Genomic DNA, 19,857 nt, shown 5'->3' with positions numbered 1-19,857 from the left:
ATGTAGCTCTGTAATATAACTTAAAACAAAAGGCATTCTAATATAACCTTTAAGACTTTTAGAGTTTTCTATCAAAGCAACTCCTAGTTTGTAGGAGAGGAAGTTTTGTGCTCGCATTGTTGCTCCAATTACAATGGTTTTGGTTAAGGTTTTAGTGCTTGCTACTTCTTTTATAGGGTGATATATTTTATTATCTGGATTTATAAAAAATCTTTCTGCATTCAAATCAAAAGGATTTATACGGATTTGATGTCCATCTTGAGAGAAGTTCCTTGTGCTAAATCCTTGTTTCATGGCTTCCGTTGCTGTGAAAAACTCACACATAAGCCATTGTTTCTTATCTTTATAATTTTCATAAATTTTTGTGTATGCAACTCTTTTTTCATAAAGAGCTAAAATGAATTTCTTGCTGTATCTTGCTATTCCAAACAAAGAGCCATACCATTCATTATCATTATAAGCCCATTGTGTATTTTTCACCCAACTCCATGTGGTATCCTTATCTATTTTTCTGAAGTTAGGGACAATAAAATCCTCATTACAGCAATCATAAAAATCAAAAAATTTTTGATAATTTGGAGCATTTAAAAAACAATCGTAGTCAATTTCCCAGTAAAAATCAAAATCACTAAAATGTTTGTGAGCAAAATACGCCCAATAATCAGTAGAATGCCAAAGCGTATAGCCTATATTTGCTTCTATATGAAGTCCCATATCTTTTAAGTCTTTTTCATAAAGTAAAAGACAAGTTACTTCTGTCCCAAAAAGAGTTTTAACCTGCACAGCCCCGCTTTTATCATCTTCTAAAGCACCATAAGTATTATGCACTCCTAGCACACATTTTACTCCGCAGTCTTGCATTTTTTTAAACTCACTTATAATGCTAGGAGTTACTTTATAAGTAGCAAATAAAACAAAATGTTTAGCTTTCACTGTTATGTTTCCTTATTTGATTTAAAGCTTTGATTTTATCAAAAAAAAAAAAAAAAAAAAAATAAAAGTAAAATTATGAAAATAGCTTAAAATAGCATTTGGCTGAGAAAATAGAACCAAGAATAAGATTTTCCTAACATAAGATTTGTTAGGATTCCAACTTTCTAAAAAGGATTTATAAATGAGAATGAGAAGTTTTTTAGTATTATGCATTGCAATATTTAGCATTTATGGATGTCAAGATGAAGCGGACGCAAATATTGTAACAAGCGGAACAGATTACACACAAGAACAACAAAAAGCTATGGAGAATATTGATATTAACTCCTATGCAGAAGTTGCAGATGTATTTAAGGAGACAAGTGTGATTGAAAGCAATGGTTTGCCGTATGTTTTAGTGTTTTCTGCCAATGGTTGTGTGTATTGCGACCGCTTAAAAGATCTTATTAAAGATAATGCCGATGTTAAGGAGTTTTTGAAAGCAAATTATGCGCCTTATTATATTAATGTGAGCTATTCTAAAACACATTTTGTAGAATTTATAAATAAAAGTATCGCCACAGCAGATTTGGTAGAAAAGTATGGAATTAAGCCTACTCCAACACTTGTATTTTTAAGCAAAAATGGTAAAGAATTATTTGTGTATCCTGGCTTTATGCCAAAAGAACGTTTCTTAAAAGCGCTAGAATTTTTTCAAAAACCAGAATTAGAAAATTTGGAATCCAAAAATATAAACAAAGCCTTTCAAGATTTTTTGGAATCTTAAAAGATGATTTTAACCCTAACACTTTCATTGCTGTAAATGTAAAAAAGTAATTTATCTCCTTAATATAAGGAAATAAATTACAAAAAACACATTAAAATTCTTCATAAAAGTATTGCTAAAAAAAATGTTTATCTGTATAATTTCAGCTTCCAAATCTTACATTAACATCAATGTTAATGAGTTCTTTGTTTAAGGAAAAATAATATGGAAAAAATTAGACTTAAGTTAAAAGCATATGATCATCGTGTTCTTGATCGTTCGGTTGTCTCAATTGTTGAAGCCGTAAAAAGAACCGGTGCAGAAATTCGTGGTCCTATCCCACTTCCAACAAAAAAGAGACGATACACAGTCTTAAAATCTCCCCATATCAACAAAGATTCAAGAGAGCAATTTGAAATTAGAGTGCATACAAGAGTCATTGATATTGTTTCAGCAACTCCCGAAACGGTGGATAGCTTGACAAAACTAGATATGGCACCTGAAGTGGATGTGGAAGTCCGCTCAATGGGTAAATAAGGGGTGTAAATGGAATTTTTAGTAGAAAAAATCGGAATGAGCCGAACTGTCGGTAAGCCAAGTATTCCTGTAACTTTACTGAAAGTAAAAACTGCAAAGGTGTGCGAAGTTTTAGAAGGTGGCAAAGCTTTAGTTGCATACCATCAGGGTAAGAGCACAAACAAATCTATTGCAGGACAGCAAAAAAAATATAATCTTGATAAAGAGTATAACAAATTTGCAACACTTGAAGTAAGTAATACAGAAGTTGGGGATTTAGATTTGTCCTCTTTGGAGAGCGCAAAAAGGGCAAAAGTTTCTTTTAATACAAAAGGTCGTGGATTTAGTGGTGTTGTAAAACGTTGGAATTTTCAAGGTGGACCAGCAGCACATGGTAGCAGATTCCATAGAGCACCGGGTTCTATCGGAAATCGTGAATGGCCAGGTCGTGTTCAGCCGGGTAAGAAAATGGCAGGACATTATGGTAATGAAAAGGTTACCGTTCAAAACGAAATTGTTTCTTTTGATAAAGAACATGGAGTGTTGGTTTTGAAAGGTTCTATTCCGGGCTTTAATGGCGCGTTTGGTAAGTTAAAAATTGTAAGTTAAAGGGTTGTGAAATGAGTGTAGCAATTATTTTAGATAAAAATTTGAAGAAATCTGGTGAAGCACAATTACCAGAAAGCTATAAGGATATTAATGCACACAATCTTTATCTTTATATTAAATCATTTTTAGCTTCAATGCGTGCAAATAGTGCAATGGTAAAAACGCGTGGTAGAGTTAGTGGTGGAGGTAAAAAACCTTGGAGTCAAAAAGGTGGAGGTAGAGCAAGAGCAGGGAGTATTACTTCTCCTGTATTTGTAGGTGGTGGTGTTGCGCATGGTCCTAGCAACAACAGAAACTATAATCTAAAAGTGAATAAAAAACAAAAAAAACTTGCACTACAATATGCTTTATTAGAAAAAGCAAACAATGGTAGTTTGTTTATTGTGGATAAAATTCAGGTTGAGAGTGGCAAAACAAAAGATGCTTATACGATGTTTAAAGCATTGAATCAAAGGAATGCATTATTTGTTTCTGAAATTTTTGATGAAAAAACATTTTTGGCATTTAGAAACATTAGAGATTGTTATTTAATTGATGGTGTTGAGTTGAATGCATACTTAACAGCGACATTTAGATCTGTAGTGATTGAAAAATCGCTTTTTGAATCTATCACTAAAGAGGGTTAAGAATGGCAAGTATTACAGATATTAAGTCTATTATGTATACAGAGAAGTCCTTAAAACTACAAGAACAAAGTGTTCTTGTAGTGCAAACTTCTCCAAAATTGAGCAAAACACAACTTAAAGAAGTATTTAAAGAATATTTTGGTGTAACGCCATTGTCCATTAATTCTTTAAGACAAGAAGGGAAAGTTAAGAGATTCCGCGGTGTTATTGGCAAGAGAAACTCCTTTAAGAAGTTTTATGTAAAACTTCCAGAGGGTGCTAAAATAGAATCACTAGCGGTATAAGGAGTAAAAGATGGCAATTAAAACATATAAACCATACACTCCTAGCAGAAGATTTATGAGCAATCTTAGTTCAGAAAATATTACTGCTAAAGCAAGTGTAAGAAAATTATTAGTGAAGCTTCCAGTTCATGCAGGACGCAATAATAATGGCAGAATCACAAGTCGTCATAAAGAGGGTGGAGCAAAAAAACTTTATAGAATCATTGACTTTAAACGCAATAAGTTTAATGTTGAAGGGAAAGTAAGCGCAATAGAATACGATCCCTATAGAAATTGTAGAATCGCATTAATAACTTACATAGATGGAGATAAGCGCTATATTATCCAACCCAGCGGTTTAAGTGTGGGTGATAAAATTATTGCAGCAGAAGGAGGATTGGATATTCGTTTAGGATATGCAATGAAGCTTAAAAATATTCCTATTGGAACAGTGATTCATAATATTGAGATGTATCCGGGACGCGGAGGACAGCTTGCAAGGAGTGCGGGTGCTAGTGCGCAGCTTATGGGTAGAGAAGGTAAATACTCAATTTTAAGAATGCCAAGTGGTGAAATGCGCTACATTTTAGGTGAGTGTATGGCTACTATTGGAACAGTGGGAAATGAAGATTTTGCAAACATTTCTATCGGCAAAGCGGGTCGCAATCGTTATTTAGGCGTGCGCCCACAAACAAGAGGTTCTGCAATGAATCCAGTAGATCACCCACATGGTGGTGGTGAGGGTAAAACAGGTTCAAGTGGACATCCTGTTTCTCCGTGGGGTATGCCAGCTAAAGGCTATAAGACACGTAGAAAGAAAGCAAGCGATAAGCTAATTATTTCAAGAAGAAAAAAATAAGGAATATCAATGGCTAGATCAATAAAAAAAGGTCCTTTTGTTGATGAACATTTGATGAAAAAAGTTATTAAAGCAAAAGAGACAAAAGATAATAAACCCATTAAAACATGGTCACGTAGAAGCACAGTTATTCCTGATATGATAGGTTTAACTTTTAATGTGCATAATGGTAGAGCTTTCGTTCCCGTATATGTAACAGAAAATCATGTTGGCTATAAGTTGGGTGAATTTGCACCTACAAGAACTTTCAAAGGACACAAAGGCAGTGTCCAAAAGAAAATCGGTAAGTAAGGGGGCGATTGATGAGTAAAGCATTATTGAGATATATTCGTTTATCCCCAACAAAAGCTAGATTAATCGCTAGAGAAGTGCAAGGAATGAATGCAGAACTTGCGATCGCATCTTTAGAATTTATGCCAAATAAAGCAGCAAGAATCATCTCAAAAGTCATTGCTTCAGCGGTTGCTAATGGTGGTTATGAAGCTGAAAATGTTATTGTTTCTTCTTGTAGAGTAGATGCTGGTCCTATGCTTAGACGTTTTACGCCAAGAGCAAGAGGTAGAGCAACTCCAGTTAGAAAACCAACTTCACATATTTTTGTGGAAGTATCACAACAAAGTAAGGATAAGTAATGGGTCAAAAAGTTAATCCGATTGGTCTAAGACTTGGAATAAATAGAAATTGGGAATCAAGGTGGTTTCCTGCATTTAATAGCACTCCGCAAAATATTGCTGAAGATTACAAAATTAGAAAATTCTTAAAAAAAGAACTTTATTATGCAAGTGTAAGTGATATTTTAATTGAACGCACAGCAAAAAAGGTGCGTGTTACGGTTGTTGCAGCGCGTCCGGGAATTATTATTGGTAAAAAAGGCGCAGATGTTGAGAAACTAAAAGAATCTTTAAAAAAGATTGTTAATAAGGATATTTTTATTAATATTAAAGAAGTTAAAAAGCCACAAAGCAATGCACAACTTGCAGCAGAAAGCGTAGCAACGCAACTTGAGCGTCGTATTGCGTTTAGACGTGCGATGAAAAAAGTGATGCAGGGTGCGATTAAGTCGGGCGCAAAAGGAATCAAGGTGCGCGTTTCTGGTCGTTTAGCAGGAGCTGAAATGGCAAGAACAGAGTGGTATATGGAGGGTAGAATTCCATTACATACCCTAAGAGCAAAAATTGATTATGGATTTGCAGAAGCTTTAACAACATATGGGAATATTGGTGTAAAAGTTTGGATATTTAAAGGTGAAGTTTTACAAAAAGGAATCCAAGCTGAAAAGCAAAATGAAGAGGGCGAAGAGAAATCAAGCCGTCCAGCTAGAAAGAGAAGGGGGCAATAATTATGTTAATGCCAAAAAGAACAAAATATAGAAAGCAGATGAAGGGAAGAAATCGCGGTAAAGCGTTTCGTGGAGCTTCATTGGCGTTTGGTGAATTTGGAATTAAAGCAATTGAGCATGGAAGGATTGATTCTCGTCAAATTGAAGCTGCACGTATTGCTATGACGCGTGCAACAAAAAGAACAGGTATGGTGTGGATTCGTGTTTTTCCAGACAAACCCCTAACTGCGAAGCCTCTTGAAACAAGAATGGGTAAGGGTAAAGGTGCTGTTGATAAATGGGTAATGAATATTAAGCCCGGTAGAATCATTTATGAAATGGGAAGTGTTGATGAAACACTTGCAAGAAGTGCATTAGCTCTTGCGCAAAGCAAACTCCCTTTTAAAACAAAAATTGTAACAAGAGAGGGTGAAAATGAAATATACTGATATTAACACCAAAACAATTGAAGAATTAAATGCTTTGTTAAAAGAAAAAGAAACGCTTTTATTTGAGTTAAACTTAAAACTAAGAACAATGCAATTGACAAATTCTAGTGAAATAAGAGTTGCAAGAAAAGATATTGCTAGAATCAAGACAGCTCTTAATGAAAAAAGGAGGGCGTAAATGAGTAACGCACAACCGCACAAAAGAGTTATTGCTGGTAGAGTAGTAACCAAAACAGGCGATAAAAGTGTAACAGTGCTTGTTGAAAGGCGCGTTATGCATTTAAAATATAGAAAAATTGTTAAAAGATTTAAACGCTATATTGTGCATGACGAGAATAATAGTGTAAAAGTTGGAGATGTGATTGAAGCAATTGAGTGCAAACCTCTTTCAAAAAGAAAAGCTTTTACATTGCATAGAGTTGTATCTGTAGGAGTTGAATTATGATTCAAAGTTTTACAAGATTAAATGTTGCTGATAATAGTGGTGCAAAGGAAGTGATGTGTATTAAGGTTTTAGGTGGAAGTAAAAGACGATATGCAACTATTGGTGATGTTATTGTGGCTTCTGTGAAAAAAGCTTTGCCTAGTGGTAAGGTTAAAAAAGGTCAGGTTGTTAAAGCGGTTGTTGTGAGAACAAAAAAAGAATTGCATCGTGAAGATGGTGCGTTAATTCGTTTTGATGATAATGCAGCTGTAATTTTAGATAGCAAAAAAGAGCCTATTGGAACACGCATTTTTGGACCGGTTGGTAGAGAGATTCGTTATGCTAATTTTATGAAGATTGTATCATTAGCTCCGGAGGTATTGTAATGGCAAAGTTTAAAATTAAAAAAGGTGATTTAGTAGAAGTAATCACTGGAGATGACAAAGGCAAAAAAGCAAAAATTTTGCGTGTATTGCCTAAAACTTCACAAGTGATTGTGGAGGGGTGTAAAGTGGCAAAGAAAGCCGTAAAACCAAGCGATAAGAATCCAAAAGGTGGTTTTGTGGATAAAGAAATGCCAATACACATTTCAAATGTTAAGAAAGCGGAGGATTAATTGATGTTCGCATTAAAAGCTGCTTATAAGAATGAAATTAAAGCAAAGTTAGCAGAAGAACTAGGGATTAAAAATCCTATGCTTTTGCCAAAACTTGAAAAAATTGTGATTAGTGTAGGTGCTGGTGCGCACGCAAAAGATACAAAAATTATGCAAAACATTGCTGATACAATTTCGCTAATTGCTGGACAAAAAGCTGTAATTACTATTGCTAAGAAATCTGTTGCAGGATTTAAAATGCGCGAAGGGATGCCAATGGGTGTAAAAGTAACGCTAAGAGGCAATCAAATGTATAACTTCCTAGAAAAGTTAATTGTAATTGCACTTCCGAGAGTAAAAGACTTTCGTGGGATTCCGCGTAACGGATTTGACGGAAGAGGAAATTATAGCTTTGGCGTTAATGAACAATTGATTTTCCCAGAAGTAGTGTATGATGATATTATGGTAAGCCACGGAATGAATATTACATTTGTAACATCTGCTACAAGTGATAAAGAAGCGTTGAAATTGCTAGAGCTCTTTGGATTACCTTTTGCGAAAGGAAGAAACAATGGCTAAGAAATCTATGATTGCAAAGGCGGCAAGAAAGCCTAAGTTTAAAGTTAGAGCATACACAAGATGTTCCATTTGTGGGAGACCACATTCTGTGTATAGAGATTTTGGTATTTGCCGTGTTTGCCTTCGTAAAATGGGGAATGAAGGTTTAATACCTGGACTTAGAAAAGCAAGTTGGTAAGGGGTAAAAATGGTAAATGATATTATCGCAGATTCATTAACTAGAATTAGAAATGCAAGTATGCGCCGTTTAGATACGACGAGTTTGTATTATGCAAAAATCGTTGTATCTATCCTAGAAGTCTTTCAGAGAAAAGGATTTATTGAAAGCTTCAAAGTGATTGAGCAAGATAAAAAACAATCTATCAATGTTGTTTTAAAATATGATGAGAAAGGGCATTCTGTGATTAATGAAATCACTAGAATCTCAAAACCAGGGAGACGCGTTTATAAAAGTAGAAATGAACTTAAGCGCTTCAAAAATGGTTATGGAACAATTGTCGTAAGCACAAGTAAAGGTGTAATTGCCAATGAAGATGCTTATAAAGCAAATGTGGGTGGTGAAGCCCTTTGCAGTATTTGGTAGGAGTATGTAATGTCAAGAGTTGGAAAGAAACCTATTAGCATTCCAAGTAGTGTTCAAGTCAGCATTGAAGGAAGCAAAATAGTTTTTAAAGGTGGCAAGCTTACAAAAGAGTTAGAAACTTATGGGCGCGTTGGTATTACTTTTAAAGATGGAGAACTAAGTTTTCTCTTAAATGGTGATAGTGCGCAAGCTAAGGCGTATTGGGGAACTTATAGAGCATTAGCAAACAATATCGTAGTTGGACTAACAGATGGTTTTAGTAAGCAATTAGAAATCAATGGTGTGGGTTATAAAGCAGTGGTGAAAGGTAAAGTTTTAGAGCTTGCGCTTGGATTCTCTCATCCTATTAATTATGACATCCCAGAAGGTGTTGAAATTGCTGTTGATAAGAATATTATTGTTATTAAGGGTGCCGATAAACAACAAATTGGACAAATTGCAGCTGAGATTAGAGAGTTTAGACCACCAGAGCCATATAAAGGTAAGGGTGTGAAATATTCCGACGAGCGCATTATTCGCAAAGCTGGTAAAACTTCTAAAAAATAAGGATAGATAATGACAAATAAAATTATTAGAAAAAAAAGAAGTTTAAGACTCAAAAGAAAGCTTAGAATTCGCGCAAGAGTTTTTGGATGCGCTACAACTCCTAGATTAAGTATTTTTCGTTCAAATAAATATTTCTATGCTCAAGTGATTGATGATACAAGAGGTGTAACTCTAGCAAGCGTTGATGGTAAAAAAATGGGCTTAAGAAACAACAGGGAAGATGTAAAGAAAATTGCTGTTGCATTTGCAGATAGTCTTAAGAAAGCGAATATTTCTGAAGTTCTTTTTGACAGGAATGGCTATTTGTATCACGGTGTTGTTGCAAGTTTTGCTGACTCTCTCCGTGAAAGCGGAATCAATCTGTAGGGGTAAATATGGAAATCAATAGAGAAGAATTTGAAGAATATGTTGTAAATATTGGACGTGTTACAAAGGTTGTTAAAGGTGGGCGTAGGTTTCGTTTTAATGCTTTGGTAGTTGTTGGTAACAAAGCTGGTTTAGTAGGCTTTGGTTTGGGTAAGGCAAAAGAAGTCCCAGACGCAATTAAAAAGGCAATTGATGATGCGTTTAAAAATATTGTCAAGGTAAATGTTAAAGGGACAACAATTGCGCATGATGTTCAGGAAAAATATAATTCAAGTATTGTATTGCTAAAGCCAGCTAGTGAGGGAACAGGTGTTATTGCTGGTGGCTCAGTGCGTCCAGTGTTAGAGAAGGCAGGAATTAAGGATATTTTGACAAAATCTTTAGGTTCAAATAATCCTTACAATGTTGTACGCGCAACCATTAAAGCCCTTTCTAAGGTAAAAGCATAAGGAGATTGTATGGCATTAGAAAATTTGACACCTGCTAAGGGCAGTGTAAAAAAAATCAAAAGAATAGGACGTGGGCAAGGTAGTGGTATGGGAAAAACTTCCACAAGGGGTGGAAAAGGACAAACTGCAAGAACGGGCTCTAAACAAAAAAGAGGCTTTGAAGGTGGGCAGCAACCTTTACAACGTCGTCTTCCAAAAATCGGTTTTAATAGTCGCGTTGAAAAGCCTTATGTTATCAATGTAGATGCAATCAAGGTTGTAGCAGGCTTAGCAGAAATTACTTTTGAAAGCATCAAAGCTGTGCATAAATTCCCATCTTATACAACAAAAATTAAATTAATTGGTGTAGAAGCTAGAAACATTGCATCAAAAATAAAAGATGAGAGAATTACAACAAGCGGACAAAAGTAATGAACAAGGCAATTGTCAATAAGATTCTTATTACGCTAGGCTTTCTTTTAGCTTACCGCGTGTTGGCGTATGTTCCAGTACCGGGTGTTGATACAATGGTGATTAAATCGTTTTTTGACAATAACGCCTCTAATGCACTTGGTTTATTTAATATGTTCAGCGGTAACGCCGTAGAGCGCCTTAGCATTATCTCTCTAGGGATTATGCCATACATTACTGCATCTATTATTATGGAACTTTTAGCTTCCACTTTTCCAAATCTTGGCAAAATGAAAAAAGAACGTGATGGTATGCAAAAATATATGCAAATTATTCGCTACGCAACAATTGTAATTACAATTCTTCAAGCAGTTGGTGTATCTATTGGTTTAAAAAGTTTAGGAACTGGGGTAAATGGTGCAATAATGATTGATATGAATGTATTTATTGCAATTTCTACACTCTCTATGCTTTGTGGAACAATGTTGCTAATGTGGATTGGCGAACAAATAACGCAAAGGGGAATTGGAAATGGAATTAGTTTAATTATCTTTAGTGGGATTGTCTCTGGAATACCTAGCGCAATTGCTGGGACATTTAACCTTGTCAATACTAACCAAATTAGCTGGATTGTATTACTATTTATTGTTGCAATTATTATCATTACAGTAGCTTGTATCATCTATGTAGAGCTTGGAGAAAGAAGAATTCCAGTTTCCTATTCGCGCAAGGTAGTGATGCAAAATCAAGATAAGCGCATTATGAATTATATTCCTATTAAAATGAATCTAAGTGGAGTAATTCCACCTATTTTTGCATCTGCTCTCTTGATGTTTCCTACCACGATTTTACAAAGTTCTTCTAATAGTGTCGTAATGCAAATTGCAGACTTCTTAAATCCAAATGGCTATACTTACAACATATTAATGTTTTTTCTTGTAATGTTTTTTGCGTATTTTTATGCTTCTATTGTGTTTAATTCCAAAGATATTTCAGAAAATCTAAAGCGACAAGGTGGCTTTATCCCAGGAATCCGTCCGGGTGAAGGTACTGCAAATTTCCTAACGGATATTGCAAGTAGGCTAACGCTTTGGGGAGCTTTGTATTTAGCTCTTATTGCGACATTACCTTGGATTTTAGTAAAAGCTTCTGGTGTGCCTTTCTATTTTGGAGGGACAGCGGTGCTAATTGTTGTGCAAGTGGCAGTAGATACGATGCGTAAGATTGAGGCACAAATTTATATGAATAAATACAAAACGTTAAGTGCAGTTGGGTTATAAAATGGCAATAGCGATTAGAAAACCTAATGAGATTAAAGCGCTAATGGCAGCTAATAGAATCGTTGGGAAGACTCTAAATCATTTAAAAGCGCAGGTAAAGGCAGGTGTTACACTTAAAGAGTTGGATCAAATGTGTGAAGATATGATTCGCTCTTGTGGTGCGATTCCGTCTTTTAAGGGCTTGTATGGCTTTACAGGTTCTGTTTGCACATCGGTTAATGAGGTAATTATCCATGGAGTTCCAACAGATTACAAATTGCAAGTTGGCGATATTGTAGGGCTTGATATTGGAACACAGCTTAATGGTTGGTATGGAGATGGCGCGATAACTTGTGGTGTTGATGAGATTTCACAAGCCGACCAACGTTTGATTGCTTGTTCTAAAGATGCGTTGTATTTTGCAATCTCTCAGATTAAAGTCGGCATGCATTTTAAAGAGCTAAGTGCGATTTTGGAGCAGTTTATTTTGGAGTATGGATATGTTCCCTTGCGTGGTTTTTGTGGGCATGGAATTGGTAGAAGACCGCACGAAGAGCCAGAAATTCCAAACTATTTAGAAGGGAAAAAAGCTAAGCAAGGCGACAAAATCAAAGAAGGGATGGTGTTTTGCATTGAACCTATGATTTGCCAAAAGGATGGAGAACCAAAGATTTTAGAGGATGATTGGAGTGTTGTTTCAGTTGATGGTTTAAGAGGGAGTCACTATGAACATACAGTTGCAATCGTTAATGGGAAAGCGGAAATTTTATCTGTAGAGTAATTGTAAAGGAATATAGTGGCAAAAGATGATGTGATTGAAGTAGATGGAATCGTAAAAGAGGCATTGCCAAACGCGACTTTTCGCGTAGAACTTGAGAATGGGCATATTATTTTGTGCCACATTGCAGGACGTATGAGAATGCATTATATTAAGATTCTGCAAGGGGATAAGGTAAAAATTGAACTCACACCTTATAGTTTGGATAAAGGCAGAATCACTTTTAGATATAAGTAGTTTTTAATAACTATTTAAGTATAATTTACGCTTTATTGCAAAAAATTTATGCCTTTACATAGTCGTTTAGGTATTTGGAAATGCCTTAGAGGACTATAAACTCAATGCCTATTTAGGAAGTGATAAATGTTAATTTAGAACATTCCAAAGTTGATGTGTGGGAGTTACCCATAGACGCAGTGTTTTATAAGGCGTAGCCTTTAAAAGTAGGAGTAAGCTATGAAAGTTAGACCTTCTGTCAAGAAAATGTGCGACAAATGCAAGGTTATCAAAAGAAAAGGCGTGATTCGAGTGATTTGCGAGAATCCAAAACATAAACAAAGACAAGGTTAAAAGGAAAAATAATGGCGAGAATTGCTGGTGTTGATTTACCCAAAAAAAAGAGAATTGAATATGCTTTAACTTACATTTATGGTGTGGGATTAAAGAGTTCAAGAGATATTTTAAATGTTGTAAATATCTCTTATGACAAAAGGGTTCAAGACCTTAATGAGGATGAAGTTTCTTCAATTGCAAAGGAAATTCAAGCTCATCATATCGTAGAGGGTGATTTGCGCAAAAAAGTTACAATGGACATTAAAGCCCTTATGGACTTGGGAAATTATCGTGGTTTAAGACATCGTAAAGGTCTTCCTGTTCGTGGTCAAACAACAAAAAATAATGCAAGAACACGGAAAGGCAAGAGAAAAACTGTTGGTAGTGCATCAAAATAGGGGGTAGATAATGGCTAAAAGAAATGTAAATAAAAAAAGGGTAGTTAAAAAGAATATTGCAAGAGGTATTATTCATATTTCTGCTGCTTTTAACAATACAAGTGTAACTATCACTGATGAAATGGGTAATGTAATCTGCTGGAGCACAGCAGGTGCATTAGGATTCAAAGGGAGCAAAAAATCAACTCCTTATGCAGCCCAACAAGCGGTTGAAGACGCAGTTTTTAAAGCAAAAGAACATGGAATTAAAGAGCTTGGGGTAAAAATTCAAGGTCCAGGAAGCGGTCGCGAAACCGCAGTAAAAAGCTTAGGAAGTATAGAAGGAATCAAGATTTTATGGCTTAAAGATGTAACACCATTGCCACATAACGGTTGCCGTGCGCCAAAAAGAAGAAGAGTGTAAGGAGAGATAATGGCAAGATATAGAGGTCCTGTTGAGAAGATTGAAAGAAGATTTGGTGTTAGTCTTGCGTTAAAAGGTGAGCGCAGATTAGCAGGTAAAAGTGCATTAGACAAACGCCCTTATGGTCCAGGTCAACATGGACAAAGACGCGGAAAAATTTCAGAATACGGAATTCAGTTGCGCGAAAAACAGAAAGCAAGAATGATGTATGGTGTTTCTGAAAAGCAATTCCGCGCAATTTTCGTAGAAGCAAATAGGCTAGAGGGAAATACTGGGGAAAATTTAGTGAAATTAATTGAGAGAAGACTAGATAATGTTGTTTATAGAATGGGATTTGCAACTACAAGAAGATTTGCTAGACAGCTTGTTGTGCATGGGCACATTTTAGTTGATGGTAAAAAACTTGACATTCCTTCAGCGTTAGTTGGTATTGGACAAAAAGTTGAAATTTGCGAAAAAACTAAAAAGAATCCGCAAGTGCAAAGAGCAATTGAACTAACAAAACAAACCGGAATTGCTCCTTGGGTTGATGTAGATCAAGATAAAGTGTTTGGAATCTTTACGCGCTTTCCGGAGCGTGAAGAGGTAGTTATTCCAATTGAAGAAAGGCTCATTGTTGAGTTGTATTCTAAATAATTTGTAGGAAAGGGTTAGTATGAAAAGTATTAAAACTTCTCCGCATGTTCCAACAAAGATTGAGGTTAAAGAAGTTGGCGTTAATAAAATAGAAATTGCAGCATATCCTTTTGAAGCAGGGTATGCAATTACGTTAGCGCACCCTTTGCGTCGTTTATTGCTTGGAAGTTCGGTTGGATTTGCTCCTATTGCATTGAGAATTGAAGGTGTAGCGCACGAATTTGATTCTGTGCGTGGTGTTGTGGAAGATGTATCACATTTTATTGTGAATCTAAAAACAATCCGTTTTAGAGTTAGAGATGATAGTGAGAGTGTAAGCATTGACTATAAATTCACAGGACCAAAAATCATTACTGGCGAGGATTTGGTAAATGATTTGATTGATGTTGTAACACCTAATATCCATCTAGCAACGATTAACGAGGATGCAGTTTTAAATTTCTCTATTATTGTTCGCAAGGGAATTGGTTATGTTCCAAGTGAAGATATTAGAAATGTGATTCCAGATGGATATATGCCATTAGACGCATATTTTACTCCTGTTACAAATGTAACATACGATACAGAAAATGTGCTTGTAGAAGATGATCCAAACTACGAAAAAGTAGTGTTTAATATCCAAACAGATGGACAAATTGAACCTCTAACGGCATTTAAAAACGCTTTAAGTGTGATGCATAAACAAATGGCAATTTTTAATTCAGAGTTAAATATTGAAGTGCCTGAAGCAAATACTAGAGAAGAAGATCGTCCAGAGATTAAAGTGTTATCACAGAGTATTGATAGTTTAAACTTTAGCGCAAGATGTTTCAATTGCTTAGATCGCTCTGGTATTAAATACTTAGGTGAGCTTGTGTTATTGAGTGAAGATCAGATTAAGAATATCAAAAATCTAGGCAAAAAATCTCTGGATGAAATCACTACAAAACTAGAAGAGTTAGGTTATCCTATTGGCAAAGCAGTCGCAGAAGATTTAGCCACTCTCCTTAAGAAAAAATTTTCTAATTAAAAGGATAAAGAATGAGACATGGACACGGATATAGAAAGCTAGGGCGCACGAGTTCTCATAGAAAAGCTTTGCTAAAAAATCTTTCCCTTGCTTTGATTACTAGTGGAAAGATTGAAACAACTTTGCAAAAAGCAAAAGAATTACAAAGCTATTTTGAAAAGCTTATTACAAAAGCAAGAGTAGGGGATGCTATGGCGCATAGATTAGTTTTCTCGCACTTGCAGCACAAAACCTCTGTCAAAAAACTTGTAACAGAAATTGCTCCTAGGTATGCTAGTAGAAATGGCGGTTATACAAGGATTATTAAAACAAGATTAAGAGTAGGTGATGCCGCTCAGATGGCAATCATTGAGCTTGTTTAATTGAATTTCTTTTGAAGTCTTTGAAATTCTTTCTTTATAGAATTTTTTATTTAAAGTTATTTTGGCTTTGTTAGATAAGGCTATATTTTAGAATTTGTTATAGTTAGATGCGGAATCTGTTTTTGTGGATATGAATCCAAGAATTAGATTCTGCATGTAAAATTAAACTTATTCAATAATTTTTGGAACGATAAAAAAATCATCTTCCGCATTTGGTGCGTGTTTTAATACACTCTTGGCAATTTCTAGTTTGGATTCTGCAATGTCTTGACGCATAGGAAGTTTAGAGTCTAGCGGATTAAAAGAAGCTGGAATATCATTTAAATCAAGCGTATTAATATTTTCCACAAAATTTACAATTTCACTTAAATTATTTTTCGTTGTTTCTAATTTTTCATATTCTAGTGTAATTCCACCTAGTCTTGTGAGTTTGTTTAGCAATGCTGTGTCAATTGTCATTTAATCTCCTTATAATGCTTAAGATAAAGCATAAAAATTTTAGTTGCACGTCTTACGATACGTTGGATCTCTTCCTCATCTGGGCAAGTATAATTTGGAATCATAATTGCATCAATTAGATAAGGTTGAGCGATGAGACTTATGAAAACGCGTGAACTTTCACTAATGTCTTCAATACCCAAATTATGTGTTGTATTATAATCTTCTAATGCTTTTAAGAAAAAGTGACATGTGCGGTCTACTGCAATATGGTGGAAGATTTCAATTAACTCAGGATCATCGTAACCTTCCACAACAATAAGTCGCATAAAAGCAATATTTTCCTTGCTAGTAATTTGACGAATAACTCGCACACCAATGCGATAAAAGTATTCTTCTAAATTAGAATATGGCGTCATAATTTCGGAGAAATCCTTGTCTAAAGAGTCAATAAACTCTTGTCCATTTTCTCTAATTGCTTCAGAAAAGAGTGTTTTTTTATCGTGAAAAATCTTGTAAATTGTCGCTAAGGAACCACCTGTTTCTTTTATAATCATCTGCAGACTTGTTTTTTTGTAACCATATTGTAAAAAAAGTTTCCAGGCAGTTTTTAGGATTTTTTCTTGTTTTTTCTTGTTTTTGATTTTGTTTTGTTGGGTATGCGCTTTCTTGGAGGGATTAGTTTTTTTAGAGTTTTTTAGAATCTTTTGTATATCTGCAGTATTTTTTGTGTGCATATTTTTCATTCCCTTTAAAGATTTTTGAGAATCTTTAATACCCATTCCCTAATTAATGTAAAATGTAGTCTAGAATTTTATAAAAAAAGAACTTAATATCAACTGCATTTAAAAACTTTTAATTTATCATTACCAAAATATTTTGTGTAAGGAATGGCAAGTGAAGAAAGAGACAAAAACATATCGCCCAAATGTTGCAGCCATTATCCTTTCCCCTAAGTATCCGCTTGAGTGTGAGCTTTTTATTGCAAGTCGCACAGATATTAAAAATGCTTGGCAGTTTCCACAAGGTGGAATTGATAAATCAGAAACACCAAGAGAGGCTCTATTTCGCGAATTGAAAGAGGAGATAGGAACGGATAGGATTGATATTGTTGCAGAATATCCCGAGTGGATTAGCTATGATTTTCCAAGTCAAGTAATCAAGAGAATGTATCCTTATGATGGACAAATTCAAAAGTATTTTCTTGTTCGCTTACAGGAGCAAAGTGAGATTAATATTAATACAGAGGAGCCAGAATTTGATGCGTATAAATTTGTGCAAGTGGAGGATTTGTTTAACTATATCACCTATTTTAAACGACCTGTGTATAGGCAAGTTTTAGAATATTTTAAAAGAAAGGGTTATTTATAATGCTGATTGTTCAAAAATATGGAGGAACAAGTGTTGGGGATTGTGAGAGAATCCAAAATGTTGCACAACGCGTGATTGAAGCAAAAAAAGCTGGGAATAGTGTTGTTGTCGTAGTTTCTGCGATGAGCGGAGAGACAGATAAGCTGCTAGGATATACGAAGTTTTTCTCAAGGCTTCCAAATACGCGCGAAGTGGATATGGTGCTAAGTGCTGGAGAGCGTGTTACAAGTGCGCTTTTAGCTATCGCCTTAGAAGAATTAGGCTACAAGGCGATTTCTTTAAGTGGTAGAGGAGCTGGAATGGTTACGGATTCTTCGCACACCAAGGCAAGAATTGAATCTATTGATACGACGCGTTTAAACGATTTGTTGGCAAAAGATTATATTGTGGTTGTCGCTGGATTTCAAGGTGTTACACAAGATGGAAATGTTACAACACTAGGGCGTGGAGGAAGTGATTTGTCTGCTGTTGCATTAGCCGGAGCTTTGCAGGCAGATTTGTGTGAGATTTATACAGATGTAGATGGAGTTTATACAACAGACCCTAGAATTGAGCCAAAGGCAAAAAAGATTGACAAAGTCAGCTATGATGAGATGCTAGAACTTGCTTCAATGGGTGCAAAAGTTCTACTTAATCGCTCTGTTGAAATGGCAAAGAAGCTTAATGTTAATTTAGTTACAAGAAATAGTTTTAATCATAATGAAGGAACATTAATTACAAAGGAAGAAGAAATTATGGAACATCCAATCGTAAGCGGAATCGCATTAGATAAAAATCAAGCAAGAGTAAGTATTTGTAATGTAGAGGATAGACCCGGTATTGCAGCAGAGATTTTTAGTGCTCTGTCGGAGGCAAATATCAATGTAGATATGATTGTGCAAACAATTGGTCGTGATGGCAAGACAGATTTAGATTTTACGATTCCAGAAGTGGAGTTAGAGAATACTAAGCGCGTTTTAAAAGCGTTTGAAAGCAATGTAGAGAGTATTGATTATGATTCTGATATTGCGAAAGTTTCTATTGTTGGTGTGGGAATGAAGTCTCATAGCGGTGTTGCTGCAAAGGCATTTCAAGCACTAGCAGAAGACAATATTAATATTATGATGATTAGCACAAGTGAGATTAAAATCTCAATGATTATTGGATTAAAATACTCCGAATTGGCAATCCGCACACTACATAGTGCTTATTTGCTTGATAAATAATGCAAGATTTATCTAGTTGGGTTTTACAAACTCTACGTCATGATGCAAGCCATCCTACTTGGCTTGAGGAGCGCAAATTTGAATGGATTCCGCTTTTGAAACGTGCCTTACAGAGAATCTTTAATGGGGATAGTTTGATTCTTGTTACAGATTATGAAAGGGAGTGGTTTATGCACTATGTGGTGCAATCTATTAATCGTTCTAATAATCGTCCTTATGTTCCAATAATCGCTATTGATGCACTTTTTTCAAAGATAGATAAAGTCTCACACAAAGATGAAACGGAAATTGCGCTTATTCACGATTATTTGAACAATATTTTCTCGCATAAATATTGTTTTTGGTATGTGGGACGCAATGATGTCTTACGTGCTAAACTTGCATTAAGCCATGAGGATGGTTTTTTATGGATGTTTGATACAAGTTTGCAAAATAGCTTCACACTTCAATCAACAGATTCTCTTGTCGATATTAAATTAATACAGATGTATAGAATCTTCAATCTCGCTCTTGAAGCAGTGATGTTTGGTAATGTGCGATTAGAGTAGAGGTAAAGCATGGAGATAAAAATCGGACATATTGAGTTAGTCAATAATCCAATAGAGAGTGCAAATGATTATTTTGCTATGCAAAATCCCCAAAACACACGCCTATTTTGCGCTAATGAGTTAGATATTGAAACTGCGCGTTCCATTATTGATGAGAGTTATATTGCAAGTGAGGAGATAAAACAGATTTTAATTGCTGCTTTAAGCTACAATACTTATGCGCAAAATGCACTTTTAAAAGTCCTTGAAGAGCCACCAAGTGGTACGATTTTTATTATTTATGCAAAAATGAAATCCCTGCTTCTTCCTACAATCCGTTCTCGTTTGCCAATTATCAACCATATAAAACAGCAACGTTTGCCACATTTTCCACTTTCACTTAAAACGTTGAATTTAGAAGGTGTGTATCGGTTTTTAAAAGAGCGTGAAAAAGAATTTAATAATCCATTTTTAAAAGAGGAAATTCAAAGCTTGTATTTGGATTCTATTAAATATGGTTTGAGTTTTTCTGCTAGGGAAGCGCAAATTTTTGAAAAGGCGCTGTTTTGGGAAAATCAATATGAAAGCACGAGTAATATTTTTGCTGTGCTTTTGCTACTTGTTTTACGCAAAAAAAAGCAACAATTCAATGTGACGCTTAAAGGCTAG

General features: G+C 35.2%; 36 protein-coding genes and 1 pseudogene. 34 read left to right on the top strand and 3 right to left on the bottom strand.

Translation table 11 applies throughout. The features are described 5' to 3' along the window. Window positions 1-294, bottom strand: a pseudogene (locus K4G57_RS09395) (hypothetical protein); the annotation flags it as partial. Between the two features lie 820 nt (window positions 295-1,114). Here K4G57_RS09395 and K4G57_RS05855 point away from each other — a divergent pair. The 30 genes from K4G57_RS05855 to rplQ all read left to right on the top strand — a co-directional run bounded on the left by K4G57_RS05855 (window position 1,115) and on the right by rplQ (window position 15,647). Further along, window positions 1,115-1,699 carry a SoxW family protein gene (locus tag K4G57_RS05855; protein WP_236033240.1) on the top strand — a complete coding sequence of 195 codons (585 nt, stop codon included), beginning with the start codon at window positions 1,115-1,117 and terminating at the stop codon, window positions 1,697-1,699. A 204-nt stretch (window positions 1,700-1,903) separates the two neighbouring features. Further along, window positions 1,904-2,215 (top strand): 30S ribosomal protein S10, encoded by a 312-nt coding sequence (gene rpsJ / locus K4G57_RS05850; protein WP_221532237.1) that lies wholly within the window; start codon window positions 1,904-1,906, stop codon window positions 2,213-2,215. A gap of 9 nt (window positions 2,216-2,224) precedes the next feature. Further along, a complete protein-coding gene (gene rplC, locus K4G57_RS05845; protein WP_221532236.1) occupies window positions 2,225-2,803 on the top strand; it encodes a 50S ribosomal protein L3 in 579 nt (192 codons plus the stop codon). An 11-nt stretch (window positions 2,804-2,814) separates the two neighbouring features. Continuing rightward, window positions 2,815-3,429 (top strand): 50S ribosomal protein L4, encoded by a 615-nt coding sequence (rplD, locus tag K4G57_RS05840; RefSeq protein WP_221532235.1) that lies wholly within the window; start codon window positions 2,815-2,817, stop codon window positions 3,427-3,429. 2 nt (window positions 3,430-3,431) lie between these two features. Next, window positions 3,432-3,713, top strand: coding sequence for a 50S ribosomal protein L23 (locus K4G57_RS05835; protein WP_221532234.1), 282 nt, complete (start codon window positions 3,432-3,434; stop codon window positions 3,711-3,713). A gap of 10 nt (window positions 3,714-3,723) precedes the next feature. Then, the gene (gene rplB / locus K4G57_RS05830) at window positions 3,724-4,551 is read left to right on the top strand and encodes a 50S ribosomal protein L2 (protein ID WP_221532233.1); all 828 of its coding nucleotides are present in this window, start codon (window positions 3,724-3,726) and stop codon (window positions 4,549-4,551) included. Window positions 4,552-4,560: 9 nt separating this feature from the next. Then, a complete protein-coding gene (gene rpsS / locus K4G57_RS05825; protein ID WP_006801860.1) occupies window positions 4,561-4,842 on the top strand; it encodes a 30S ribosomal protein S19 in 282 nt (93 codons plus the stop codon). An 11-nt stretch (window positions 4,843-4,853) separates the two neighbouring features. Continuing rightward, window positions 4,854-5,183, top strand: a complete 330-nt coding sequence (gene rplV / locus K4G57_RS05820; protein WP_221532232.1) for a 50S ribosomal protein L22 — start codon at window positions 4,854-4,856, stop codon at window positions 5,181-5,183. Next, window positions 5,183-5,890: a 30S ribosomal protein S3 gene (rpsC, locus tag K4G57_RS05815; RefSeq protein ID WP_221532231.1), complete on the top strand. Its 708-nt coding sequence runs from the start codon at window positions 5,183-5,185 to the stop codon at window positions 5,888-5,890. The genes rplV and rpsC overlap by 1 nt, the downstream gene beginning before the upstream one ends. Window positions 5,891-5,892: 2 nt before the next feature. Next, on the top strand, window positions 5,893-6,318 hold the full coding sequence (gene rplP / locus K4G57_RS05810; protein WP_221532230.1) for a 50S ribosomal protein L16: 426 nt from the start codon (window positions 5,893-5,895) through the stop codon (window positions 6,316-6,318). Continuing rightward, on the top strand, window positions 6,305-6,496 hold the full coding sequence (rpmC, locus tag K4G57_RS05805) for a 50S ribosomal protein L29 (RefSeq protein WP_221532229.1): 192 nt from the start codon (window positions 6,305-6,307) through the stop codon (window positions 6,494-6,496). Before rplP ends, rpmC begins: the two co-directional genes overlap by 14 nt. Continuing rightward, window positions 6,497-6,763, top strand: coding sequence for a 30S ribosomal protein S17 (gene rpsQ / locus K4G57_RS05800; protein WP_221532228.1), 267 nt, complete (start codon window positions 6,497-6,499; stop codon window positions 6,761-6,763). After that, entirely contained in the window at window positions 6,760-7,128 is a 369-nt protein-coding gene (rplN, locus tag K4G57_RS05795) for a 50S ribosomal protein L14 (RefSeq protein WP_221532227.1), read from the top strand. The genes rpsQ and rplN overlap by 4 nt, the downstream gene beginning before the upstream one ends. Continuing rightward, the gene (gene rplX, locus K4G57_RS05790; RefSeq protein ID WP_221532226.1) at window positions 7,128-7,358 is read left to right on the top strand and encodes a 50S ribosomal protein L24; all 231 of its coding nucleotides are present in this window, start codon (window positions 7,128-7,130) and stop codon (window positions 7,356-7,358) included. The genes rplN and rplX overlap by 1 nt, the downstream gene beginning before the upstream one ends. A gap of 3 nt (window positions 7,359-7,361) precedes the next feature. After that, window positions 7,362-7,916: a 50S ribosomal protein L5 gene (gene rplE / locus K4G57_RS05785; protein ID WP_221532225.1), complete on the top strand. Its 555-nt coding sequence runs from the start codon at window positions 7,362-7,364 to the stop codon at window positions 7,914-7,916. Beyond that, window positions 7,909-8,094, top strand: coding sequence for a type Z 30S ribosomal protein S14 (locus K4G57_RS05780; RefSeq protein ID WP_026943278.1), 186 nt, complete (start codon window positions 7,909-7,911; stop codon window positions 8,092-8,094). Before rplE ends, K4G57_RS05780 begins: the two co-directional genes overlap by 8 nt. Window positions 8,095-8,103: 9 nt before the next feature. Continuing rightward, window positions 8,104-8,499, top strand: coding sequence for a 30S ribosomal protein S8 (rpsH, locus tag K4G57_RS05775; RefSeq protein WP_221532224.1), 396 nt, complete (start codon window positions 8,104-8,106; stop codon window positions 8,497-8,499). Window positions 8,500-8,508: 9 nt separating this feature from the next. Beyond that, entirely contained in the window at window positions 8,509-9,045 is a 537-nt protein-coding gene (gene rplF / locus K4G57_RS05770) for a 50S ribosomal protein L6 (RefSeq protein WP_221532223.1), read from the top strand. Between the two features lie 9 nt (window positions 9,046-9,054). Beyond that, window positions 9,055-9,411, top strand: coding sequence for a 50S ribosomal protein L18 (gene rplR / locus K4G57_RS05765; protein WP_221532222.1), 357 nt, complete (start codon window positions 9,055-9,057; stop codon window positions 9,409-9,411). A gap of 8 nt (window positions 9,412-9,419) precedes the next feature. Continuing rightward, entirely contained in the window at window positions 9,420-9,860 is a 441-nt protein-coding gene (rpsE, locus tag K4G57_RS05760; protein WP_221532221.1) for a 30S ribosomal protein S5, read from the top strand. Window positions 9,861-9,869: 9 nt separating this feature from the next. Then, entirely contained in the window at window positions 9,870-10,271 is a 402-nt protein-coding gene (rplO, locus tag K4G57_RS05755) for a 50S ribosomal protein L15 (protein WP_221532220.1), read from the top strand. Next, window positions 10,271-11,530 (top strand): preprotein translocase subunit SecY, encoded by a 1,260-nt coding sequence (gene secY, locus K4G57_RS05750; protein ID WP_221532219.1) that lies wholly within the window; start codon window positions 10,271-10,273, stop codon window positions 11,528-11,530. The genes rplO and secY overlap by 1 nt, the downstream gene beginning before the upstream one ends. A 1-nt stretch (window position 11,531) precedes the next feature. Beyond that, window positions 11,532-12,290, top strand: coding sequence for a type I methionyl aminopeptidase (gene map, locus K4G57_RS05745; protein ID WP_221532218.1), 759 nt, complete (start codon window positions 11,532-11,534; stop codon window positions 12,288-12,290). A 15-nt stretch (window positions 12,291-12,305) separates the two neighbouring features. Then, window positions 12,306-12,524: a translation initiation factor IF-1 gene (gene infA / locus K4G57_RS05740; RefSeq protein WP_006801843.1), complete on the top strand. Its 219-nt coding sequence runs from the start codon at window positions 12,306-12,308 to the stop codon at window positions 12,522-12,524. 219 nt (window positions 12,525-12,743) lie between these two features. Continuing rightward, entirely contained in the window at window positions 12,744-12,857 is a 114-nt protein-coding gene (gene rpmJ, locus K4G57_RS05735; protein WP_005022299.1) for a 50S ribosomal protein L36, read from the top strand. A gap of 11 nt (window positions 12,858-12,868) precedes the next feature. Further along, window positions 12,869-13,237, top strand: a complete 369-nt coding sequence (gene rpsM / locus K4G57_RS05730) for a 30S ribosomal protein S13 (protein WP_221532217.1) — start codon at window positions 12,869-12,871, stop codon at window positions 13,235-13,237. 10 nt (window positions 13,238-13,247) lie between these two features. Continuing rightward, window positions 13,248-13,640, top strand: a complete 393-nt coding sequence (gene rpsK, locus K4G57_RS05725; RefSeq protein ID WP_221532216.1) for a 30S ribosomal protein S11 — start codon at window positions 13,248-13,250, stop codon at window positions 13,638-13,640. A gap of 9 nt (window positions 13,641-13,649) precedes the next feature. Next, window positions 13,650-14,276, top strand: coding sequence for a 30S ribosomal protein S4 (gene rpsD / locus K4G57_RS05720; RefSeq protein ID WP_221532215.1), 627 nt, complete (start codon window positions 13,650-13,652; stop codon window positions 14,274-14,276). Between the two features lie 19 nt (window positions 14,277-14,295). Next, complete coding sequence (locus K4G57_RS05715; protein ID WP_221532214.1) at window positions 14,296-15,285, top strand: DNA-directed RNA polymerase subunit alpha; 990 nt, start codon at window positions 14,296-14,298, stop codon at window positions 15,283-15,285. 11 nt (window positions 15,286-15,296) lie between these two features. Then, entirely contained in the window at window positions 15,297-15,647 is a 351-nt protein-coding gene (gene rplQ, locus K4G57_RS05710; RefSeq protein ID WP_221532213.1) for a 50S ribosomal protein L17, read from the top strand. Between the two features lie 168 nt (window positions 15,648-15,815). On the opposite strand, the gene gatC is transcribed toward rplQ, so the two are convergent. Then, window positions 15,816-16,106, bottom strand: coding sequence for an Asp-tRNA(Asn)/Glu-tRNA(Gln) amidotransferase subunit GatC (gene gatC / locus K4G57_RS05705; RefSeq protein ID WP_221532212.1), 291 nt, complete (start codon window positions 16,104-16,106; stop codon window positions 15,816-15,818). Next, window positions 16,103-16,867 carry a TetR/AcrR family transcriptional regulator gene (locus K4G57_RS05700; protein WP_221532211.1) on the bottom strand — a complete coding sequence of 255 codons (765 nt, stop codon included), beginning with the start codon at window positions 16,865-16,867 and terminating at the stop codon, window positions 16,103-16,105. Before K4G57_RS05700 ends, gatC begins: the two co-directional genes overlap by 4 nt. Before the next feature lie 115 nt (window positions 16,868-16,982). Here K4G57_RS05700 and K4G57_RS05695 point away from each other — a divergent pair, with 115 nt between their 5' ends. From K4G57_RS05695 to K4G57_RS05680, 4 genes are read left to right on the top strand one after another with little or no spacing between them, the layout of a single operon-like run. Continuing rightward, window positions 16,983-17,456 (top strand): RNA pyrophosphohydrolase, encoded by a 474-nt coding sequence (locus tag K4G57_RS05695; RefSeq protein ID WP_221532210.1) that lies wholly within the window; start codon window positions 16,983-16,985, stop codon window positions 17,454-17,456. After that, complete coding sequence (locus K4G57_RS05690; protein ID WP_221532209.1) at window positions 17,456-18,661, top strand: aspartate kinase; 1,206 nt, start codon at window positions 17,456-17,458, stop codon at window positions 18,659-18,661. Before K4G57_RS05695 ends, K4G57_RS05690 begins: the two co-directional genes overlap by 1 nt. Then, window positions 18,661-19,209: a HobA family DNA replication regulator gene (locus K4G57_RS05685; protein ID WP_221532208.1), complete on the top strand. Its 549-nt coding sequence runs from the start codon at window positions 18,661-18,663 to the stop codon at window positions 19,207-19,209. The genes K4G57_RS05690 and K4G57_RS05685 overlap by 1 nt, the downstream gene beginning before the upstream one ends. A gap of 9 nt (window positions 19,210-19,218) precedes the next feature. Next, window positions 19,219-19,857, top strand: coding sequence for a DNA polymerase III subunit delta' (locus K4G57_RS05680; RefSeq protein WP_221532207.1), 639 nt, complete (start codon window positions 19,219-19,221; stop codon window positions 19,855-19,857).

This window comes from Helicobacter turcicus, assembly GCF_019711685.1.
Classification (GTDB): Bacteria; Campylobacterota; Campylobacteria; order Campylobacterales; family Helicobacteraceae; genus Helicobacter_D; species Helicobacter_D turcicus.
The sequence above is the reverse complement of the archived record's forward strand: the minus strand, read 5'-3'. Positions and strand labels throughout refer to the sequence as shown.

Coding starts and splice junctions, on each gene's coding strand:
- rplC (WP_221532236.1), top strand. CDS start 2,225: ATGGAATTTTTAGTAGAAAAAATCGGAATGAGCCGAACTGTCGGTAAG.
- rplX (WP_221532226.1), top strand. CDS start 7,128: ATGGCAAAGTTTAAAATTAAAAAAGGTGATTTAGTAGAAGTAATCACT.
- rplR (WP_221532222.1), top strand. CDS start 9,055: ATGACAAATAAAATTATTAGAAAAAAAAGAAGTTTAAGACTCAAAAGA.
- rpmJ (WP_005022299.1), top strand. CDS start 12,744: ATGAAAGTTAGACCTTCTGTCAAGAAAATGTGCGACAAATGCAAGGTT.
- rpsE (WP_221532221.1), top strand. CDS start 9,420: ATGGAAATCAATAGAGAAGAATTTGAAGAATATGTTGTAAATATTGGA.
- rpsC (WP_221532231.1), top strand. CDS start 5,183: ATGGGTCAAAAAGTTAATCCGATTGGTCTAAGACTTGGAATAAATAGA.
- map (WP_221532218.1), top strand. CDS start 11,532: ATGGCAATAGCGATTAGAAAACCTAATGAGATTAAAGCGCTAATGGCA.
- rplO (WP_221532220.1), top strand. CDS start 9,870: ATGGCATTAGAAAATTTGACACCTGCTAAGGGCAGTGTAAAAAAAATC.
- K4G57_RS05715 (WP_221532214.1), top strand. CDS start 14,296: ATGAAAAGTATTAAAACTTCTCCGCATGTTCCAACAAAGATTGAGGTT.
- K4G57_RS05685 (WP_221532208.1), top strand. CDS start 18,661: ATGCAAGATTTATCTAGTTGGGTTTTACAAACTCTACGTCATGATGCA.
- rpsQ (WP_221532228.1), top strand. CDS start 6,497: ATGAGTAACGCACAACCGCACAAAAGAGTTATTGCTGGTAGAGTAGTA.
- K4G57_RS05700 (WP_221532211.1), bottom strand. CDS start 16,867: ATGGGTATTAAAGATTCTCAAAAATCTTTAAAGGGAATGAAAAATATG.
- rplD (WP_221532235.1), top strand. CDS start 2,815: ATGAGTGTAGCAATTATTTTAGATAAAAATTTGAAGAAATCTGGTGAA.
- gatC (WP_221532212.1), bottom strand. CDS start 16,106: ATGACAATTGACACAGCATTGCTAAACAAACTCACAAGACTAGGTGGA.
- rpsJ (WP_221532237.1), top strand. CDS start 1,904: ATGGAAAAAATTAGACTTAAGTTAAAAGCATATGATCATCGTGTTCTT.
- rpmC (WP_221532229.1), top strand. CDS start 6,305: ATGAAATATACTGATATTAACACCAAAACAATTGAAGAATTAAATGCT.
- rpsK (WP_221532216.1), top strand. CDS start 13,248: ATGGCTAAAAGAAATGTAAATAAAAAAAGGGTAGTTAAAAAGAATATT.
- rplP (WP_221532230.1), top strand. CDS start 5,893: ATGTTAATGCCAAAAAGAACAAAATATAGAAAGCAGATGAAGGGAAGA.
- rpsD (WP_221532215.1), top strand. CDS start 13,650: ATGGCAAGATATAGAGGTCCTGTTGAGAAGATTGAAAGAAGATTTGGT.
- rplF (WP_221532223.1), top strand. CDS start 8,509: ATGTCAAGAGTTGGAAAGAAACCTATTAGCATTCCAAGTAGTGTTCAA.
- K4G57_RS05690 (WP_221532209.1), top strand. CDS start 17,456: ATGCTGATTGTTCAAAAATATGGAGGAACAAGTGTTGGGGATTGTGAG.
- K4G57_RS05835 (WP_221532234.1), top strand. CDS start 3,432: ATGGCAAGTATTACAGATATTAAGTCTATTATGTATACAGAGAAGTCC.
- K4G57_RS05855 (WP_236033240.1), top strand. CDS start 1,115: ATGAGAATGAGAAGTTTTTTAGTATTATGCATTGCAATATTTAGCATT.
- K4G57_RS05780 (WP_026943278.1), top strand. CDS start 7,909: ATGGCTAAGAAATCTATGATTGCAAAGGCGGCAAGAAAGCCTAAGTTT.
- rplV (WP_221532232.1), top strand. CDS start 4,854: ATGAGTAAAGCATTATTGAGATATATTCGTTTATCCCCAACAAAAGCT.
- rpsH (WP_221532224.1), top strand. CDS start 8,104: ATGGTAAATGATATTATCGCAGATTCATTAACTAGAATTAGAAATGCA.
- rpsM (WP_221532217.1), top strand. CDS start 12,869: ATGGCGAGAATTGCTGGTGTTGATTTACCCAAAAAAAAGAGAATTGAA.
- K4G57_RS05680 (WP_221532207.1), top strand. CDS start 19,219: ATGGAGATAAAAATCGGACATATTGAGTTAGTCAATAATCCAATAGAG.
- secY (WP_221532219.1), top strand. CDS start 10,271: ATGAACAAGGCAATTGTCAATAAGATTCTTATTACGCTAGGCTTTCTT.
- rplN (WP_221532227.1), top strand. CDS start 6,760: ATGATTCAAAGTTTTACAAGATTAAATGTTGCTGATAATAGTGGTGCA.
- rplQ (WP_221532213.1), top strand. CDS start 15,297: ATGAGACATGGACACGGATATAGAAAGCTAGGGCGCACGAGTTCTCAT.
- rplB (WP_221532233.1), top strand. CDS start 3,724: ATGGCAATTAAAACATATAAACCATACACTCCTAGCAGAAGATTTATG.
- rplE (WP_221532225.1), top strand. CDS start 7,362: ATGTTCGCATTAAAAGCTGCTTATAAGAATGAAATTAAAGCAAAGTTA.
- rpsS (WP_006801860.1), top strand. CDS start 4,561: ATGGCTAGATCAATAAAAAAAGGTCCTTTTGTTGATGAACATTTGATG.